Genomic DNA, 15,523 nt, shown 5'->3' with positions numbered 1-15,523 from the left:
GTCCCTATCACTTATAACGGAATTAATTAGCATAAAATACAGTAAAATATTGCTTATTTAAGCTACTCATTTTAAAAATATTTATATTCTTCTTCGCCGAAAAATTTTATTTTAACTTAAAAAAGATATTCTAATAAATAATTAACGTGGTTAAAAAGAAATATCTCATTGAATGTACAAACCAAATTTCAGGATATATATTATAGACATTGCATTCATATACATTTTTAGGAAAAAAACATATTTTAACTTGATGGCAACGAGAGAACCGCTAACATTTTGCAAAACCTACGCGAAACAAAAAATAAAATAAGCTGCCCATACGGACAGCTTATTTACATCATTATCGTTATCAGGAGTGTGCAAACAACTCACTTCCATGTCATCTTAATTCGAGTTTTTTTAACTCTTCTTCAGGAATATCCCTATGTTTGTAATAAATCGTTTTTACATCATTTCCTTTTATACGAAAAGTAATTGTGTCCTCTCCATAAGGTGGATTGTGCGCACCCTCAAAAGTTTGAATTTGAACAGTTACATAGAAAATAATGTAATCTTTAAAATCCCCCATTAACTAGCTCTTTTATCGAGTTCAGTTTTGCAGAAAGCTCAATAAACCATTCTTCATCTCCTGTTAATAACGCAAGGTCTATAAGATAAAGGATTTGCTCCTTATTGATTACCTTTGATTCAGGGAGTTTGTTAACGTGTTTACTAAAGAGTAAAATCGCTTCGTTTATTGTGTACTTGTCGTCACGTTTCACAATACTAACTGTAACCACATCTTCCACTTCATCAAGTGATACAATGTAACCAACTATGAATTCACCCTCATTTGATATTCCACGAACCCAATCTCCCACTTTTAAAACATGATTATTATTTGACATCATACTTTTTCACCTTCTTATAAATATTTTTTGTGACGATAAAAGAGATATAAAAACCAACTCAAACTGTAATGTTTTTTATTACATTTAGATATTAAGTACTCCACGGCTATATAGCGATTAAGCCGCTTAACGTTCTTGATTGATAAGATCAACAACTTCTTTCATTGTATAATTCTTTAAATATTCACCTAGATGTTCTTCCGCACCTAAGAAAATAGCAAAAAGAACTTTTCGCATATTCGAACCTACAATACACTGGCCATTTGACTCTGGACATTTAGGTTGCAGAGCACCTTCTGAAGTTATTTGATAAATATTCCAAAGATTAATTTCACTTAAATCTCGGGCAAAAATAAAACCTCCACCAGTTCCCTCTTTTGATTGTATAAACTTATGTTTTTTTAACAAACTTAGCACTTTGCGAATACGTACTGGATGAACACCTGCACTTTCTGAAATGGCACTACTTGTTGACATCCGGTCTGGCTGTAAAGCTAAATAAGTTAAACTGTGAATGGCCAAGGTAAAGTCACTGTTCATTGTTTTCCTCCTACGATAAAAAATATGATTTCTCGCTTAGTAACATACTGTAGCCATAAATATTACAGATAGGTTGGTCGAATGTTAAAATATATATAAATAATTCTTATCATAAAAAATAAATTCCTTTATATTTTATCCGAACTCGCCTATATTCCATAACTTCATTTAGCTTTTTAAGTTAAAAATTCATTTAAAGACTCCATTGTTTCTTCACTTGTTCTTCTGCCAATTGTTTAATTTTTGTCCATATCGTATCTTTGCTTACAATAACATTTGTTTGATAATTTCTATCGTTATAATTAACTGTTACGCATACTTCTATCACCTTCTGTTTCCTCCTTTCAAAAAATTTCTCTTTCATACTATTTCTTATTAATTAGCCAACTTTTGCAGTTCAATATTTAAGAATGTTCGAACGCTACGTGGTAAAAATTTACGAATTTCTTCATCATTAAAACCAATCTGTAATCTTTTCTCGTCCAGCATAATTGGGCGACGCAACATTAGCGGATGCTCAATTATTAATTTATAAAATTCATTCAGTGAAAGCTCATCTATATTTATATTTAAGTCTTGAAAAGTTTTGGATCTAGTTGAAATAATTTCAGTAGCACCCTCTTCAGTTAAACGAAGAATGGATTTAAGTTCATCCACTGTCATAGAATTGGATACGATATTTTTTTCAGTATAATCAATTTGATTCTCTTCAAGCCATGCTTTCGCTTTTCGACATGAACTACAGCTTGCTGTCGTATATAAAACCACCATATTTCACTCACTCCTTTAATTTTCTTTATGAAACGTACATGTTAAATATCGGTTATTGAAATGTATTAAAAAAAATTACAGTTCAGAAACAAATACACGTAATATTATTTATTCGGCAATGTTTCGTTTATTTCTACTATTCGTTTCTTCTCATGCTTCTTTTATAAAATTATTGAAACTCCATGTTACAGACGATGACCACTCACTTTTAAAAACCTTACTGTAATTTTAAACATTACAGTTCAATTAATCAACTGTTAAGTCTTGGAGTAATGAATCATTTTTTGTGTGAATTTCCCCATAGCGTTATTGCGAACCAATTTCCAATGCACTTCAAAATACATTTTATTCATTTCTTACTTACATGTGCTATTATGAAATATATTTAGCAAAATAAAAAGTACGCACTTTAAAGTGTTATAGGTACTAAAAAGTAACGTATGCATTTTAAAGTGCCGTTCTGCTTATTTCTCTCTTACATCGGTTATTATGAACGATATTTAGCACAATAAATAGTACGCACTTTAAAGTATTATAGGCACTAAAAAGAAATAATTTTAATATGTGAATCCAAAACTGTAATCTAAATTTATCAAAGGAGTTTTTTATGAAGACATATAATATTCCTGTCGAAGCAACTTTAGAAGTTATTGGTGGAAAGTGGAAAGTCGTTATCCTTTGCCATTTAAAGAAAGGAACAAAAAGAACGAGCGAATTAAAACGTTTAATGCCTGGTATTACTCAAAAAATGTTAACACAACAATTACGTGAATTAGAAGAAGATGATGTAATTCAAAGAAAAGTATATGATCAAGTACCACCGAAAGTAGAGTATTCTTTAACTAATTACGGTTCGTCTTTAGGAGCCATACTCGATTCCCTCTGCACTTGGGGCGAAGTTCATCTTGAAAAAAAAGGGAACACATCTATGCTTATTACAGCCGATGAATAATAACTGTTCCTTTTATAACTATATTGAAGACAAAAAATAGGTCGAGGCAATACTTGCCCCAACCTATTTTTCATGCCTCTTTATAACTTTTTGCAGTAATAACTGTTTCGAATTCAAAGGTTTCCGGCAAATGATCGGCGTAAGAGTACTCAAAAGTGCGTCCATCCGTTAAGTAGGCTACTTGTTCAACTCTCATTAGGAAATCTTGATTTGTTAAGTTCATAAACTGCTTTTCTTTATCATCTGGGCGAATTCCTTTGACCCTAACAACAGAGGTTCCCACTTCAAGTCCAAGTTTATTTTGAATGTGCGAGTAGATCGACTCTTCTAAAACCGAAGCTTCAACACCTGGGATGACCGAAATAGGCATCCATGTATGCTCCATAATCGTTGGGATACTGTGAATGATACGGAGGCGAATGATTTTATATACAAACTCCCCTACTGAAATGCCCAATTTTTCAGCAATGATTTCCTCGGCTCCGACAATCGTAAACTCGATAATTTTACTTTCTACCTCACTACCATAAACAGCTTTCGTACCTGTTAAAGTTTGAATCATTCGTGTCTTTTCCTGCTGACGCCAATCTTGAACGACCGTTCCACTTCCGCGCCGGCGGATGATGTATCCGTCTCTAACTAACAAATCCAGCGCTTTTTTAATAGTAAGAGCTGAAACCCCAAATTCTTCAGCAAGGATGGGGCTACTTGGAATTTTTCCATTAATTTTATATTCACCGTCTAAAATTTGCTGTTTAATTTTTTGATAAATGCCGAGGTATTTTACTTGTGTTGATCCTCTTGCCATTTCCATACCTCCTTTAAGCTGTATTCCCTCTTCTATTCATTCAAATGTAAAGTCTCAAGTTTGTAAACTGAAGGTGATGGAGCAGCAAATCCATTTTCCAAGATTTCAATATTCGTTACTGCTTCTTCGTCTTTCACAAGCTTTGGTGCACCATTTACGATTGTTTCATATGCTGCATCATAGAAACGACCGTAATCACCAAGCGGCGTTTTAATTTGTTTTTCAATCCAATCACCATTTGCATTGCGATATTTAGCAATTCCATAATACATCGGTGAATCTTCACCAAATCCTGCACTCTCAGGCATAATACCTGCTTTCAAATCATTCTCTTGCTGATCTTCACCGTATTTAATAAACGACCCATTTGTTCCATGAACGATAAAACGTGGATAATCTTTCGCTACAACATGGTTCGTTTTTAGTTTAATTTTCAGCTGATTTCCGTAATGTAGACCAACATCGAAATAGTTATCAACGGCACCTTCCTCTTCATTATTGCGAATATCGTATGTCACCGTATCTGGACGGCCAAATAGTGAAATCATGCGGTCCATCGTATGAATACCTAAACTATAAAATGAACCTTCTTCTTTTGGACCTTCGTGAGTGATTGAACCAGGACGGAAGTAATCAATATGTGATTCAACCTCAACAATATCACCAAGAAATCCTTGTTCAACAACTTGCTTCACCGCTAAAAAATCACCATCAAAACGACGGTTTTGATAAGGCATAACTACTACACCTTTTTCTCGGCCTAAAGCTAATAATTCTTTCGCATGTTCAACTGTATCGCAAAATGGTTTTTCAACGATAACTGATTTTCCAGCAAGTATAACTTTTTTTGCTAATTCGTAATGCGTATGTGCTGGCGTACAGACCGTCACCACTTGAATTTCTTTATCATTCAACAATTCATCCAAATTAGTAGTAAAACTAACACCTTTTTCCTCATACGGAGCCGTTAATTCTTCATGAATTTGGCGAGCAAAAATCGTTTTTACTTTTATATTTTTACGTGTATTTACATAAGGTAAATGATAGCGGTTAGCTGATTTTCCAAATCCAATAAAGCCCATTGTTAATGTCATATTCTTCAACTTCCTTGCTCATAAAATTTCGTTTCTATTTTTATTATATATTTTTATTATCAAAAGTATATAGTTTTGTTTTTAAATGTATATACTAAATAAAAAAGTCAGGATACAAATCATTTCGATTTTCATCCCGACTTTTTACTTTAAGTTATGGATTTATAAATTTAAACATTGTTTAAGAGCTATTAGATCACACTCTTATTCATACATATAAGAACGTGTCATCGGAATTGTATCGTTAATACCTTTTGTAAATACAAATTGATGTAAATCAATATTACCTGTAAAGAACGAAGCTGCACATGCATTTAAATATAAGCGCCACATACGAATGAATCGCTCATCTTTCGTTTTGCGAACTTCCTCCAGTACGTTTTCAAAATTTTGAGCCCAATGTTGTAATGTTTTCCCGTAATGTCTACGTAAGCTTTCCACATCAACAATGAAAAATTGTTCGTTTGTCATGTTCGTGATTAATTCATTAACAGCAGGAACATATCCACCAGGGAATATATACTTTTCAATCCAACCATTCGTAGCACCACCATTGGCTGGAGAAGTAATACAATGAAGTAGAGAAATCCCACCATCATTTAGTAGTGTATTCACTGTTTCAAAGTATTGCGTAATGTTGTCTTTTCCTACATGTTCAATCATACCTACACTAACAATTTTATCAAATTTACGATTCTTAATATCGCGGTAATCAAGTAAAGATACTTCAACTAAATCCGTAAGTCCCTCTTGTTTAATTCGCTCGGAAGTCTTAGCATATTGTTCCTCACTTAACGTTACTCCCATAGCCTTCACACCGTACTGCTTAGCGGCAGCTGTAATGAGCTCACCCCACCCGCAACCAATATCTAATAACGTATCACCTTTTTGAAGGTTCAACTTTTTCAAAATATGATTCACTTTATTATGCTGGGCTATCGTTAAAGAATCTTGCTCATTTTGGAAATATGCACAAGAATATGTCATTGTTTCATCAAGCCATAATTTATAGAAATCGTTCCCAATATCGTAATGATGAGCAATATCATCTTTATTTTTTTGTTTCGAGAAATTCCATTTACTTTTGAAATATTGCAACTTACTATCACCTAAAAAGCTATCCTGCCTTCTATAAATAGATTGAATTGCTTTTTCAAGATTACCCTCTATTTCAAGGTCCCCATTCATATATGCTTCACCGAATGCAATAGAAGGATCCTTAGCTATCTCTTTTTTTGAAAGCGGCTTATGGAATGTTACATGAAATTGAGGTTCTCCTTCGCCATATTGTATTGTTTCTCCATTCCAAAGTGTAATTTGAACTGGATCTGAAAAAAGATTTTTAAGTATTTTTTTATAAAAAAGTTCTTCAACCATATAGACATCTCCTACTAAAGAAATTGAACAAAAAACTATACTAGTTAATAAGTCTTTTTGAACATAGCTTAAAATTATTACGACTTCTTGCTACGAGTGTCATTATAAAACGGTTATATTATGAAGCATAGTACGTACTTTAAAGTGATGAAGGCACTTTTAAGTACCTATTAAAACTTTAATCAATTATTCATCACAGCTAAAACAGTTGTTAATATGGTATAGATCCTTACTTTTACTTTCTAAATTTTTATACTAAAAAACACCACCTCTTCATTAGGTAGTGTTTTCAATATTACATATAGAGATTTCACTTAACTTTACTATTTTTTCTATCTATACATCGTTCTCCCCATACGGTCAATTGATTTAATACATTTTGCAAAGACCACCCATAATCAGTTAAGGAGTATTCTACTCGGGGCGGAATTTCTTTATAGATTTCACGTGTAATCACACCATCATCTTCCAGCTCACGTAATTGTTGCGTCAACATTCTAACTGAAATTTCAGGAATTAGACGCTGCAACTCGCTCGTTCGCTTCGTTCCTTTCGTTAAGTGACATAAAATGACAACCTTCCATTTTCCCCCGATGATTTCTAAAGTTGCTTCTATCGGTATATTATATTGTTTCACGCAATCTCCCTCCTTCTTTCTAAATTTCTTCTCTATTGTTACGTAAAAATAACTAATTTTCTATACGGCACATTTTAGTTCCTACAGCACAAAAAAGTACCTATATTACAAAAAAGTAATTATGCTGCTTAAAAATCTCCCTCTATACAAAAAGAAAAAACGAACGTATTCTCGTTCGTTTTTTCTTGTTTATTCTGCTGCTGTAATGAGCAAAGACGTGTTGCCATTCTTTTCAAGATGATTTTCTCCCCAGTTACAAAGAGTATCAAGTATAGAGTCTAATGAATGACCGTAATCCGTTAAGGAATACTCTACTTTTGGCGGCACTTGGTTATACACTTTTCTCTCGATTACACCATCTTCTTCTAATTCACGTAATTGCTGTGTTAACATCTTTTGTGTAATACCAGACATTAATTGTTTTAATTCGCACGTTCTCTTTTTGTCTTTCTTTAAATGACAAAGGATAACGACTTTCCACTTCCCACCGATAACCTCTAAAGTCGCCTCTACAGGAATATTGTATGTTTTCATATAAAAATCTCCTTTAATAATGTTATAAGGCAATTAAGCTAAATATTTAAATATTACTTTTAAGTATCTATAGCACCTTAAAGTACGTACTTTTTATTGTATTAAATATGTTTCATAATAGCATACGTAAACAGCAGATGAGTAGTACGGCACTAAAAAGTACCTGTATTACTTTTTAGTATCTATATTACTTTAAAGTACGTACTTTTCATTATGTAAAATACATTTCATAATAGCATTTGTAAGAGTTGAGTGAGTCATGCAGTGTTAGAAATTACCCATGTTACCTTTTAGTGCTAACGTACTTTTTTAACTGTTTATATACTTTTATCATGCCTTTTGTCAGACGATGAAATGACATATATTGATTTTCACAATCATTAATTAATTTTCAAATACATTTTAGGAGGATATCTATAATGAGTAAATTACTAAAAGAAAAAATCGGTTTTGGTACAGCACCACTAGGAAATATGTACCGTAATATCCCAGAAGAAGAAGCAATCGCTACAGTGGATGCTGCTTGGGAGAATGGCGTTCGTTACTTTGATACAGCTCCCCTTTATGGATCTGGCTTAGCGGAGATTCGTCTTGGCGAAGCACTATCAAACAGAAATCGTGATGATTACTTTTTAAGCACAAAAGTAGGTCGAACGATTTCAGATGAACTAGAAGATCCATCTGCACGTGATTTAGGTGAAAAAGGCGGACTGTTTGAATTTGGTCGTAAAAATAAAATGATCAATGATTATAGCGCAGATGCAACACTTCGTTCTATCGAGCAAAGTTTGAAACGTCTAAAAACAGATCGTCTAGACTTTGTTTTCATTCATGATTTAGCACAAGACTTTTATGGTGATGAGTGGATTTCACAATTTGAAATTGCTCGAACAGGAGCATTCCGTGCACTCACACGTTTACGTGAAGAAGGAGTCATTAAAGGCTGGGGACTAGGAGTAAACAAAGTAGAATCAATTGAACTTATGCTTGATTTAGAAGAAGCGAAGCCAAATATATCCTTACTAGCTGGTCGTTATTCATTACTAGACCACGAGCGTGCATTGCAACGAGTAATGCCTGCAGCTGTTAAGCATAATATGGATATTGTTGTTGGTGGCCCATATAGCTCAGGTATTCTCGCTGGAGGTGCTCACTTCGAATATCAAAAAGCATCACCAGAAATTATTGCAAAAGTTGAGAAAATCCAAACTCTTGCAGATCGTCACGAAATTAGCATCAAAGCTGCAGCATTACAATTTTCACTAGCGAATCCAGCAGTTGCTGCTGTTGTTCCTGGTGCAAGTAAACCGGAACGAATTGTAGAAGATCAAAACGCCTTAAACACAGTAATTCCAGCAGCATTCTGGGAAGAAATGCGCGAACAAAAACTAGTAGCACCTCATGCACCACTACCTATCAATGTGAAATAAAGTGAAACTTTAATCAGTGGGAGTATCCCCCACTGATTATTTTCCCACAAATAGCGAGTTAAAAAGGAGCATAATAAATATGGCACATACTACTACATCTATGACAATTTTCGCTTCAACTGAACAAGTATGGCAATTAATCGGAGGATTCAACTCCCTTCCAGACTGGTTACCTTATATACCTAGCAGTAAATTAACTGAAGGCGGTCGTGTACGTCACCTAGCTAATCCAGATGGTGATACGATTATAGAACGCTTAGAAGTATTCAATGAGAAAGAACGCTACTACACGTATTCAATTATAAATGCACCATTCCCAGTCACTAATTATCTATCTACAATCCAGGTGAAAGATGGGACTGAAAGTAACACATCGTTAGTAGAGTGGTCTGGTACGTTCACGCCTGTTGAGGTTAGTGATGAAGAGGCAATTAATCTGTTTCATGGCATCTACAGCGATGGACTGAAAGCATTGCAACAAGCATTTCTAGACTGACTACTAAAAACAATGAAAAGCAAAGTGATATCGCTTTGCTTTTTTCTATCTGCTCTTTTTGGGGGGCATGAAATTATATCGACGATTTTTCAAATATATCGATCACAACTTGAAATATATCAAGGATTTTTTCATTATATCCACTTACCGACGAATAACGACATTTCAATACTATAAAAACAGCAAAGCATCCAGTGCTTTGCTGTTTATCAAATTACTTTTTACGTATGAAATAACTTACCTTCTACCGCCTTAATATATCTTTCAGCAGAACGTTCCACTGCCTCATTTGCATTCTCTTTTACTACGCGATGAAAAGCGTTATATAAACGATTAAACTGTAACGGCTTCACTCGATTCACCATTTCTTCCACTTTTCTCGCCGGTAATGGAATTAAGTTTGGATAGCTGTACATAAAGCTTACCCATCGCTCATCCGCTACAACTTGAATAATATCACCTGTTAACAAAATTCCTTTTCCATCATTACCTTCTTCCCAATGTAAGACAGATCCTCCTTTAAAATGGCCTCCTAAACGATAAATGACCAATCCATCAGCTAATTGTAAAGACTCACCAGACCAATAAATAATACGACTACTCGGGCGCATTACCCACTCTTTATCATCTTCGTGTATATAAATTGGTACATCAAATGTCTCTGCCCATTCTACTTGCGTTGAATAATAATGAGGATGAGACAATGCAATTGCATCTAATCCGCCAAGCTCTTTTATTTTCGCAATTGTCATTTCATCTAAATAAGTAATGCAGTCCCATAGTAATCGATATGATTCTGTTTTCACTACAAATGCCGTTTGACCGATCGCAAACCCTGGTTTTGTCGTAATACTATAAAGTCTATTTTCCTCTTTGATTATTTCATTTTTGTATGTATCATCTGTTTGCAAGTTTTCTAAAGTCGTCCAAGACTGCCCTTTCGGATTAACATATTGCCTTTCTTCATCACAAATATGACAACTCACCGGTTCCTCTACACTCGCTGCATACTGTACGCCGCACGTTGTACAAACGAAATTTTTCATAATAATTCCCCCATCCCTATATTTTTATTAAGCTGATTTTTGTTGATAGTGATCTAATTTTTTATTTTCAATTACTAAACCTATTAGAGTCAGTAAGTAGACAGCTGTAACTGACAATGGAATTACAGTAAATCCATTGTCTGCAAAAAGAAACCCGCAAACTGACGTTACGAATACAGTCCCTACTGACAATACACCATAACTTTTACTCTCATAAATCCATACGTACGGTACAAAATGAACACCTATTAACATCGCTACTACAAAAGGTAACCACTCTGGAAATTGAAAATATGCAAGTAATACAAACGGAATATTTAATACATTTATCCCACCAATTATTCCAGCTAAAGTCCCTAGCGGATTTCCTTTCGCAAACATATCAATTTTCAATATGGCAGCTACCATTAAGCCGAAAGGAAACACACATCCCATACCGATTAAATATACCCACACAACTTGCTTTTCTGAAAGAAGAACACCCGCTATACTCGCTACAATCCAAAATAAAATACCAGCTATTATAACAGGAAATCCCCTCTTCGTTTTTTGTGCTAAATCTCTTTTTGCTTCTGAAATGTTCATTTCACTATCTCCCCCAAACTATCTGTACTATAAAGCCGGCTCAATTTTGTCCATCCAATAACGCCAAGCTACTAAATAATGTTCTAAATCTTTCGGGTGGTGTCTTACACATGCATCTATACGTAAATATAAGCCTATGACTATTTCTTCATATAAATCATGGTCTTTTTTATGAACTACACATTGTTCCATCGCATAATCAATTGTTTCTTTTGTTAAGTCTTCCGGGGTTGAACAGAACGCATAAATTAAATCGTATATAGGATCTCCTAGCACCGGTAAGGGATCAATTACACCGTGCAGTTTATTCTCTTGAAATATAAAATTATGAAATCCGAAATCACCATGCAATAAAAATGGCTGATTTATTCCAGTCCCCCTACTTGGACTATTTGCTAGCTTAAGAACCCTTCTATACTCTTCCTCACTTATGTAACGTCTTACATTTTCATGAGCTTCCATCACATTTGTCGTTAAAAATTCATGCCAAGATTGAACCTGACTTTCTTTCCATCCCCAGCCACCTGCCTCTGGAACAATTTTATACTTATTGATAACTTCTTTTACAAGTGTATGAAGCGTACGTCGTTTATGTCCTTGTCCGCACGAAGTACTACCTTCAAGAAAAGAATACACAATATACGTATGTAAAGGTTCCTTATACAAAAGCTTTGAAAACAAAGTATTTCCCTCATAAAAAGAAAGAAAATTAGCTTCTTCACGTATTACTTCCGCTTCATTCAGCTTTACAGCATATTTTTCGTCCAACAAATATACAGTACTTGTCGTTCCTCCGTTCAACGCTTTTACGCTATTTGGATAATGTGAAATCACTTTCTCCTTAACTAGTTGTGCAGCGATTATTGAAATGTCCATTCCCTCACCCTTTATTTCCGAAGATTCCCTTAATTCAAAAGACAACTTTACTATTATTTGACAAACGAATAGGAAACACCTTCCAAAATCATAATATAACAAAAATTCATTTACTTTTATATTTCAAAAATAAGGAAACACTAACAACAACGTTACATACATATAGGAGGACAATATGAAACCTGAATTTTTAAAAGCTGTACATGATGCAATCGGAAATGTCGAACATATTCATATAGAAGAAAGTGGTGCAGACAGTTTAATTATTCATCATGATGATGCCCAGCAATTAAAACAAGTTGCTGAAACGTTAGAAAATAATAATTTCCGCTCCGCTTTAAGAACAACTGGAGATGCTTCATATATTGAAGTATTGAACAGATAATGAAAGTCCGGATGTATGCCGGGCTTTCTTTTTTATATTAAAACCTCAAACTCTTTCACATATACCGCTGTTCCAGCAATATCTATTTGTAACTTCTCATTTTCCACATTTTTCGTTACATATACCGTTACACGGCCATCTTTATTCATTTCCTGTCCTTGTTCAACAATTAGCTCTATTTTCTGGTCGAAAACTTTCTCCAAATACGTCGCATAGTACGCTCCCATTACACCTGAAGCCGTTCCTGTCACTGGATCTTCAATTGTTCCCGCATAAGCCGATGAGAAATGACGTCCATGCATATGTACCTTTTCGTCATAAGTTTCTAGACAAACTGGGTGAATAGAAGCATTAGGTATTTCTTTTAATACTGAGGGAAATGCACTATTATTAGGTTTCATTCTCTCACATGCATTAAGATTTTTAATCGGTACAATTAACGTCCAGTTCCCCGTACTTCCATATACAATTGGTAAACTTACATCTAAATCATTTACTTCTAAACCGATACTATGAGCTAAGTCTTCTGTTGAACCGGTAAATTTTTTAAACTGAGGTGCTGCCTGCCTCATTTTAATAGAGGTTTCTCCATTTTCTTTTACATCTATTTTTATCGGTAAAATCCCGGCCTTCGTTTCAATCGTAAGATTATTTTTCTCTTCTAATAACCCTCTTTCACGCAAGGCAAATATTGTTGCAACTGTCCCATGACCACATAAATCCATTTCAAAACCAGGTGTAAAAAAACGCATTCTTATGTCTGCTATTTCTGAAGAAAGAACGAGAGAAGTTTCGTTGAATCCAACTTTTTCAGCAATACGTTGCATTTCTTCTTCCGTTAATCCATCTGCATTTAATACAATACCTGCTGGATTCCCCATACTTGGTTTATTTGTAAATGCATCGTAATGAAATACGTTTATAGTCTTCATTCTCTTTTCCTCTAACCTTCTTTAAAAATTTTATAATAAAGCTCTATCTCCGTTTTCAACGAACAATTATTTCTCCAAAATATCCTCTGCATCTTTTCATTTGAAGTATGTGTGCCTCCGATGTAATAAGTGGCCCCCATTTCCTTTAACATATGCAAAGATTGAAGATGCAGCTGGGAAGCAATTCCTTTCCCGCGACAATAAGGCATTACCCCAAAATAAAATAACCGTCCTTCCCCTTCTGTTCCAGTTTCTATATGCGGTATGGACATACCAATCGGCTCATTTTTATCATAAAAAACAATACATGACTTTTCCCAGCCCTTACCTAACTCTGTTTGCACTGAATAAAAATGCTCATCGATAGTTAAAATTGAAGTTTGATTCCCTGAACCCGACATACATCGTTCCCAAATATATTTAAATTCTTTTTCCGATAACGTTCCTTCTGCTATTGATCGATATGTATATTGTCTTTCAAGCTCTTCTATATTGTTCAATTCTCTACATACTTCTATCTTTGCGGCATACAAAGAAAAACCGGCATCAAGTAACACTTTTGCACTTGAGTTATAACTACTAAACCTCTTGTTTAATACAATACTCGCTCTTTTTAGCTCCCAATTAAAACAAACCTCTTCAAATCTACTTATCTTTTCTTTATATGTTTGTACGTTATAAAAAACATCTTCTATCTCTTCAATCGTTACTGCATTTGGTAAACCATTTAATATTTTTTTCGAAGGACCAAATAAATTTTGAACTACTGTAAGATCGTACTTCACCACTTTATTTCCCCCACACCCGGCTCAATAAACTTCCCTGAAGCACCCTCATTTGAATCCATTACCCAATCATATATATTTTTTGCTCCTTCAGCCGGAGTCATATTCGCATCAAAAGCACCAATGTCAGTCTTTAATTTCCCAGGGTGAATGGCAGTTACACGAATTCCTTTATCCTCAAACTCTTGTTGTAAGCAGAGCGTTAACATATTTTGTGCAGCTTTAGCAATTCGATATGAATATGAGAACTGACCTTGCGGAAACTCTTTGTTCGCCATTTTATGTAATGATCCTAATCGAGAAGATACATTTATTACTCTCGGATGATCCGATTTCGCTAACGCTACATATGTACCTTTTACAGCTCGAATTACACCTAAGCAATGAATATTAAATAAGTCCGTTAACTCTTCTGAATTTGTATGTAAAACCTCCGTCTCCTTTCCAGTAATTCCTGCGTTATTTATAACTAGATCCATATACTCTGTATGTTGATCTAGTTGTTTCTTAATTTGTTCCGTACTCTCGTCACTCGATAAGTCTGCCAATATAGGAAAACATCTACAACTAAACATTTGCTTCAATTGTGTTACCGCAACCTCAGTTCTAACTAACGGATAAACAGTATGCCTATTCTCATGAAATACTTTTACTAACTGTAACCCTAATCCACGATTTCCACCTGTAATAAACACTCTCATATATCCATCTCCTTATTTTTAAAATAAATAAGAAAATCCATCCACTTACCATTCTCTAATGAAAACGCCTCTCTCTTGCATTCAAAAGAAAAACCTGCTCTTTCCGCAAGACGAACGGATGGCTCATTATCAACACGTATATGTAATTCAATTCTATGAAAATGAAGACTATTAAAAAATAACGATAACGCGTTTTTCACACTTTCAACACCATATCCATTTTTCCAGTATTGATTATGTATGGAATACCCCATCATCGCCCATTGATAATCTATACGTAAAATTTTTATTAGCTCTAGCTTTCCAATATTAGCTCCGTCTTCTTTACGAAAAATACCTAATACATACATCTCATCTCGATGTGCTGCTTCATCAAAACCTCTTATCCATTCCGTGAACCATTCTTTTGTTGAAGACGACATGTCATGATAACCATCATCGTATTTATATTGAGATGGCAGCCTCTTATTAAATCCATCTAACCAACTTTCATAATCATCTTTTTGGAACGGACGGATCATAAGTCTCTCTGTTTCTACTTCTAATAATGGTAGCTTCATTTGCCTCTCATCCTCGAATTATTAATCGAATATTCTTTATTATCTTACACAAAATACAAAATCCAGTAAATTATTATGTTCCTTACAAACAAAAATCCAGTCATGCTCACTGCATAACTGG

At 34.4% G+C, this 15,523-nt stretch carries 20 protein-coding genes and 1 pseudogene; 4 read left to right on the top strand and 17 right to left on the bottom strand.

Annotated elements, in window-relative coordinates:
* Nucleotides 1-382: 382 nt before the first annotated feature.
* The 5 genes and pseudogenes from KVT31_RS16585 to spxA all read right to left on the bottom strand — a co-directional run.
* A pseudogene (locus KVT31_RS16585) lies at nucleotides 383-547 on the bottom strand (DUF3888 domain-containing protein); the annotation flags it as partial.
* Nucleotides 548-557: 10 nt separating this feature from the next.
* Nucleotides 558-893 (bottom strand): IDEAL domain-containing protein, encoded by a 336-nt coding sequence (locus tag KVT31_RS16580; RefSeq protein WP_088097114.1) that lies wholly within the window; start codon nucleotides 891-893, stop codon nucleotides 558-560.
* Nucleotides 894-1,019: 126 nt separating this feature from the next.
* A complete protein-coding gene (gene saiR, locus KVT31_RS16575; RefSeq protein ID WP_088097115.1) occupies nucleotides 1,020-1,433 on the bottom strand; it encodes an Rrf2-family transcriptional regulator SaiR in 414 nt (137 codons plus the stop codon).
* A gap of 193 nt (nucleotides 1,434-1,626) precedes the next feature.
* Entirely contained in the window at nucleotides 1,627-1,761 is a 135-nt protein-coding gene (locus KVT31_RS16570; RefSeq protein WP_000573531.1) for a BA3454 family stress response protein, read from the bottom strand.
* A gap of 47 nt (nucleotides 1,762-1,808) precedes the next feature.
* Entirely contained in the window at nucleotides 1,809-2,204 is a 396-nt protein-coding gene (spxA, locus tag KVT31_RS16565) for a transcriptional regulator SpxA (RefSeq protein WP_088097117.1), read from the bottom strand.
* 607 nt (nucleotides 2,205-2,811) lie between these two features.
* Here spxA and KVT31_RS16560 point away from each other — a divergent pair.
* The gene (locus tag KVT31_RS16560; protein WP_088097118.1) at nucleotides 2,812-3,156 is read left to right on the top strand and encodes a winged helix-turn-helix transcriptional regulator; all 345 of its coding nucleotides are present in this window, start codon (nucleotides 2,812-2,814) and stop codon (nucleotides 3,154-3,156) included.
* 70 nt (nucleotides 3,157-3,226) lie between these two features.
* On the opposite strand, the gene KVT31_RS16555 is transcribed toward KVT31_RS16560, so the two are convergent.
* The 5 genes from KVT31_RS16555 to KVT31_RS16535 all read right to left on the bottom strand — a co-directional run bounded on the left by KVT31_RS16555 (nucleotide 3,227) and on the right by KVT31_RS16535 (nucleotide 7,606).
* Entirely contained in the window at nucleotides 3,227-3,964 is a 738-nt protein-coding gene (locus KVT31_RS16555) for a GntR family transcriptional regulator (RefSeq protein ID WP_088097119.1), read from the bottom strand.
* Nucleotides 3,965-3,996: 32 nt separating this feature from the next.
* A complete protein-coding gene (locus tag KVT31_RS16550) occupies nucleotides 3,997-5,058 on the bottom strand; it encodes an oxidoreductase (RefSeq protein ID WP_088097120.1) in 1,062 nt (353 codons plus the stop codon).
* 204 nt (nucleotides 5,059-5,262) lie between these two features.
* Nucleotides 5,263-6,435: a cyclopropane-fatty-acyl-phospholipid synthase gene (locus KVT31_RS16545; RefSeq protein WP_088097121.1), complete on the bottom strand. Its 1,173-nt coding sequence runs from the start codon at nucleotides 6,433-6,435 to the stop codon at nucleotides 5,263-5,265.
* A 310-nt stretch (nucleotides 6,436-6,745) separates the two neighbouring features.
* A complete protein-coding gene (locus KVT31_RS16540) occupies nucleotides 6,746-7,072 on the bottom strand; it encodes a winged helix-turn-helix transcriptional regulator (protein ID WP_000816333.1) in 327 nt (108 codons plus the stop codon).
* Between the two features lie 189 nt (nucleotides 7,073-7,261).
* Nucleotides 7,262-7,606 carry a winged helix-turn-helix transcriptional regulator gene (locus tag KVT31_RS16535; RefSeq protein WP_086412363.1) on the bottom strand — a complete coding sequence of 115 codons (345 nt, stop codon included), beginning with the start codon at nucleotides 7,604-7,606 and terminating at the stop codon, nucleotides 7,262-7,264.
* Between the two features lie 419 nt (nucleotides 7,607-8,025).
* Here KVT31_RS16535 and KVT31_RS16530 point away from each other — a divergent pair, with 419 nt between their 5' ends.
* Nucleotides 8,026-9,036 carry an aldo/keto reductase gene (locus tag KVT31_RS16530; protein ID WP_088097122.1) on the top strand — a complete coding sequence of 337 codons (1,011 nt, stop codon included), beginning with the start codon at nucleotides 8,026-8,028 and terminating at the stop codon, nucleotides 9,034-9,036.
* Between the two features lie 79 nt (nucleotides 9,037-9,115).
* Nucleotides 9,116-9,532 carry an SRPBCC family protein gene (locus KVT31_RS16525; protein WP_088097123.1) on the top strand — a complete coding sequence of 139 codons (417 nt, stop codon included), beginning with the start codon at nucleotides 9,116-9,118 and terminating at the stop codon, nucleotides 9,530-9,532.
* 221 nt (nucleotides 9,533-9,753) lie between these two features.
* On the opposite strand, the gene KVT31_RS16520 is transcribed toward KVT31_RS16525, so the two are convergent.
* Genes KVT31_RS16520 through KVT31_RS16510 form a run of 3 tightly spaced genes read right to left on the bottom strand, consistent with a single transcriptional unit; the run spans nucleotide 9,754 to nucleotide 12,039 of the window.
* A complete protein-coding gene (locus KVT31_RS16520; RefSeq protein WP_088097124.1) occupies nucleotides 9,754-10,578 on the bottom strand; it encodes an MBL fold metallo-hydrolase in 825 nt (274 codons plus the stop codon).
* Nucleotides 10,579-10,605: 27 nt separating this feature from the next.
* A complete protein-coding gene (locus KVT31_RS16515; protein WP_088097125.1) occupies nucleotides 10,606-11,163 on the bottom strand; it encodes a DUF7010 family protein in 558 nt (185 codons plus the stop codon).
* Between the two features lie 27 nt (nucleotides 11,164-11,190).
* Complete coding sequence (locus tag KVT31_RS16510) at nucleotides 11,191-12,039, bottom strand: phosphotransferase family protein (protein ID WP_088097126.1); 849 nt, start codon at nucleotides 12,037-12,039, stop codon at nucleotides 11,191-11,193.
* Between the two features lie 175 nt (nucleotides 12,040-12,214).
* Between KVT31_RS16510 and KVT31_RS16505 the strand changes: the two genes are divergently transcribed.
* Nucleotides 12,215-12,424, top strand: a complete 210-nt coding sequence (locus KVT31_RS16505; protein WP_088097127.1) for a hypothetical protein — start codon at nucleotides 12,215-12,217, stop codon at nucleotides 12,422-12,424.
* 32 nt (nucleotides 12,425-12,456) lie between these two features.
* On the opposite strand, the gene KVT31_RS16500 is transcribed toward KVT31_RS16505, so the two are convergent.
* Genes KVT31_RS16500 through KVT31_RS16485 form a run of 4 tightly spaced genes read right to left on the bottom strand, consistent with a single transcriptional unit; the run spans nucleotide 12,457 to nucleotide 15,402 of the window.
* Nucleotides 12,457-13,356, bottom strand: coding sequence for a PhzF family phenazine biosynthesis isomerase (locus KVT31_RS16500; RefSeq protein ID WP_088097128.1), 900 nt, complete (start codon nucleotides 13,354-13,356; stop codon nucleotides 12,457-12,459).
* 11 nt (nucleotides 13,357-13,367) lie between these two features.
* Entirely contained in the window at nucleotides 13,368-14,141 is a 774-nt protein-coding gene (locus KVT31_RS16495) for a GNAT family N-acetyltransferase (protein ID WP_140392515.1), read from the bottom strand.
* On the bottom strand, nucleotides 14,138-14,842 hold the full coding sequence (locus tag KVT31_RS16490; RefSeq protein WP_088097130.1) for an SDR family NAD(P)-dependent oxidoreductase: 705 nt from the start codon (nucleotides 14,840-14,842) through the stop codon (nucleotides 14,138-14,140). The genes KVT31_RS16495 and KVT31_RS16490 overlap by 4 nt, the downstream gene beginning before the upstream one ends.
* Nucleotides 14,839-15,402 (bottom strand): GNAT family N-acetyltransferase, encoded by a 564-nt coding sequence (locus KVT31_RS16485; protein WP_088097131.1) that lies wholly within the window; start codon nucleotides 15,400-15,402, stop codon nucleotides 14,839-14,841. Before KVT31_RS16485 ends, KVT31_RS16490 begins: the two co-directional genes overlap by 4 nt.
* Nucleotides 15,403-15,523 lie beyond the last annotated feature (121 nt).

Origin of the sequence: Bacillus sp. GbtcB14, from assembly GCF_019091205.1 — a bacterium.
Classification (GTDB): domain Bacteria; phylum Bacillota; class Bacilli; order Bacillales; family Bacillaceae_G; genus Bacillus_A; species Bacillus_A cereus_AG.
Note: the sequence above shows the minus strand (reverse complement) of the source record. Positions and strands in the feature narration are given on the sequence as shown.

What these genes read in the sequence shown, in the direction of transcription:
- KVT31_RS16490 (WP_088097130.1), bottom strand. Translation starts at nt 14,842, where the DNA reads ATGAGAGTGTTTATTACAGGTGGAAATCGTGGATTAGGGTTACAGTTA.
- KVT31_RS16530 (WP_088097122.1), top strand. Translation starts at nt 8,026, where the DNA reads ATGAGTAAATTACTAAAAGAAAAAATCGGTTTTGGTACAGCACCACTA.
- KVT31_RS16515 (WP_088097125.1), bottom strand. Translation starts at nt 11,163, where the DNA reads ATGAACATTTCAGAAGCAAAAAGAGATTTAGCACAAAAAACGAAGAGG.
- spxA (WP_088097117.1), bottom strand. Translation starts at nt 2,204, where the DNA reads ATGGTGGTTTTATATACGACAGCAAGCTGTAGTTCATGTCGAAAAGCG.
- KVT31_RS16560 (WP_088097118.1), top strand. Translation starts at nt 2,812, where the DNA reads ATGAAGACATATAATATTCCTGTCGAAGCAACTTTAGAAGTTATTGGT.
- KVT31_RS16535 (WP_086412363.1), bottom strand. Translation starts at nt 7,606, where the DNA reads ATGAAAACATACAATATTCCTGTAGAGGCGACTTTAGAGGTTATCGGT.
- KVT31_RS16500 (WP_088097128.1), bottom strand. Translation starts at nt 13,356, where the DNA reads ATGAAGACTATAAACGTATTTCATTACGATGCATTTACAAATAAACCA.
- KVT31_RS16550 (WP_088097120.1), bottom strand. Translation starts at nt 5,058, where the DNA reads ATGACATTAACAATGGGCTTTATTGGATTTGGAAAATCAGCTAACCGC.
- KVT31_RS16520 (WP_088097124.1), bottom strand. Translation starts at nt 10,578, where the DNA reads ATGAAAAATTTCGTTTGTACAACGTGCGGCGTACAGTATGCAGCGAGT.
- saiR (WP_088097115.1), bottom strand. Translation starts at nt 1,433, where the DNA reads ATGAACAGTGACTTTACCTTGGCCATTCACAGTTTAACTTATTTAGCT.
- KVT31_RS16580 (WP_088097114.1), bottom strand. Translation starts at nt 893, where the DNA reads ATGATGTCAAATAATAATCATGTTTTAAAAGTGGGAGATTGGGTTCGT.
- KVT31_RS16510 (WP_088097126.1), bottom strand. Translation starts at nt 12,039, where the DNA reads ATGGACATTTCAATAATCGCTGCACAACTAGTTAAGGAGAAAGTGATT.
- KVT31_RS16545 (WP_088097121.1), bottom strand. Translation starts at nt 6,435, where the DNA reads ATGGTTGAAGAACTTTTTTATAAAAAAATACTTAAAAATCTTTTTTCA.
- KVT31_RS16525 (WP_088097123.1), top strand. Translation starts at nt 9,116, where the DNA reads ATGGCACATACTACTACATCTATGACAATTTTCGCTTCAACTGAACAA.
- KVT31_RS16485 (WP_088097131.1), bottom strand. Translation starts at nt 15,402, where the DNA reads ATGAAGCTACCATTATTAGAAGTAGAAACAGAGAGACTTATGATCCGT.
- KVT31_RS16505 (WP_088097127.1), top strand. Translation starts at nt 12,215, where the DNA reads ATGAAACCTGAATTTTTAAAAGCTGTACATGATGCAATCGGAAATGTC.
- KVT31_RS16555 (WP_088097119.1), bottom strand. Translation starts at nt 3,964, where the DNA reads ATGGCAAGAGGATCAACACAAGTAAAATACCTCGGCATTTATCAAAAA.